This is a genomic window from Mesorhizobium sp. M5C.F.Ca.IN.020.32.2.1, from assembly GCF_004023105.1.
Taxonomy (GTDB): Bacteria; Pseudomonadota; Alphaproteobacteria; order Rhizobiales; family Rhizobiaceae; genus Mesorhizobium; species Mesorhizobium wenxiniae.
Map to the genome: position 1 here is coordinate 1 of NZ_RZSX01001122.1, position 1,715 is coordinate 1,715.

Below are 1,715 nucleotides of genomic sequence, written 5' to 3' on the forward strand. Positions count from 1 at the left end.
CTCGCCGGTGGAAAAGACTCCAAACCCGCCGTGCTTGGCGTCACGAGCTTTGGTGATGATGTGCTGCAATTCGCGGTCGGTCACGGATCGTCCCCTCTGGCCAATTTGAGTATACCTCAACGCGCCTAGCTTACGGGCCTAGCTCAAAAATGGAAATAGCGATCCAATTGAGCCACGTGGTTTTGAGCCACCTTTTTGAGCCTGGCGTGCCCGAACCAACAGCCTTCTCCAAACACTTCTCTGGCGTGGCTTAGGCGGATGTTCATCTGAGCATCGCCCGCAACTCGCCACGTAGCGCCTGAACCTCCTCGAACCTCATGGATGTCGAGGACCAGGGTCGATTTGTATTAACAGCGTCAGCCAGTTCCCCCTTGTGCGACCTGCCCTTGAAAACGGCCGTCACTTGAACGCCAGCAATTTCGTCATTCTCGAAAAAAAGCATCTCGACAAGGTAATCTGGCCATTTTGGGTTGACGTCACGGGCTAACCGAACTTGGCAGTCTCGATAGTAGCCGGTCATGTTGTGAAGCACGCTGCGCACGAACTCCTCTGCGTTCGGCAAGCCCTCGATCACTGAGCGCAGAGTGGCATCCCCGGGGAGACTGACTTTCATGTCACGGCGGGCCGTCAATCCCGCGTAAAGTCGATTGCGTTCGTCTGCCAATCCCCGCTAGCCAAAATCGGGCCACCACGCACGACTCCCCGATTCTCTGTACAGATCAAAAAGGGAGCACCATTTCGCCGCTCTTTAAGTATCAGCAAAACGGGTTCACCGTTGATCACATGCGGCTCACCAACGGTGGCGACTTCGCGCCTCCCGTTGTGAGTATAGCTGATTGAGTAGTACCGCTGAGGGTCAACTAAGTGATTGAAGGCGACTACCGCGGCGTAAACTTGTTCGGTCTGCTCCTGACCTTCCGCTGCCGGTATAAAGAACGGTGGCATATCGTCCCTCCCTTTAGAGTTTGCATCATGGTCACAGCTTGACGCAACGGGCAAGCATTGGCCTGGATGCCTGATCGTCACTCGATCTTTGGCAAGTGGGCTGCTTTGAGCCCTTATGAGGCCTTCCAGACTTGGTGAACCGTAGCCAGGTGTGAGGTGGTTTCGAGCCGATCGGCGCGTCGCTTAGCATAACGGATAGCAGACCGATGGGACAGTTTCAGCGGCTGTCGAAGGCATGCAAGCTAACCTTCTGGGAACCACAAGGCACAATTGCTTACCCTATGTCGAAGAGCGGGCAGGGTTGCTCGCGAGAGATCACAAGCGTCAGCGAGCTGCTGGCACGACTGAGAGCTACATAGAGTTTGCAGCGGGAGTAGAGCGTGCTGGAAAAACCCGACGCAATAAGTAGTGCATGGCTGCACTCGAGGCCCTTGGCCTTGTGGATGCTGCAGAGCGCCTTTGCAGGCGGTGACGGCCGAGCGAACGAACGACGGCGTGCGATATCGGCGAAAGCCTCGTCCGGATTCCCGTACCGCCCAAGACGGGTAGCGTCGCGAAACTCAGCGCGATGGTCAATGACAACTTCGGCAAAGCCCTCTGCACGCGCGGCGACCATCTCCTGCAGAAGGGCGATACCTTGAGCGAGGCCCCGATGAGAGGGATCATCGAGAACGCAGCGCGCAATCCGCTGCAGGTTCGCCGGCTTGCCCCTTGTGTTGGCGCGGCAGCCTTCTCTGGTTTCGCGAACGAGGCGATCGCCATGCGAACCC

Annotated in this window: 3 protein-coding genes; 1 reads left to right on the forward strand and 2 read right to left on the reverse strand. The window is 57.1% G+C overall.

What is annotated here, in order from left to right:
• Positions 1–262: 262 nt before the first annotated feature.
• Together EOA86_RS33505 and EOA86_RS33510 are read right to left on the reverse strand one after the other, a co-directional pair.
• Positions 263–613 (reverse strand): hypothetical protein, encoded by a 351-nt coding sequence (locus EOA86_RS33505; protein WP_128345459.1) that lies wholly within the window; start codon positions 611–613, stop codon positions 263–265.
• Between the two features lie 14 nt (positions 614–627).
• The gene (locus EOA86_RS33510; protein ID WP_128345460.1) at positions 628–945 is read right to left on the reverse strand and encodes a hypothetical protein; all 318 of its coding nucleotides are present in this window, start codon (positions 943–945) and stop codon (positions 628–630) included.
• Positions 946–1,513: 568 nt separating this feature from the next.
• Between EOA86_RS33510 and EOA86_RS39055 the strand changes: the two genes are divergently transcribed.
• On the forward strand, positions 1,514–1,715 hold a 202-nt coding region (locus EOA86_RS39055; protein WP_164892278.1), incomplete at its 3' end, for a hypothetical protein.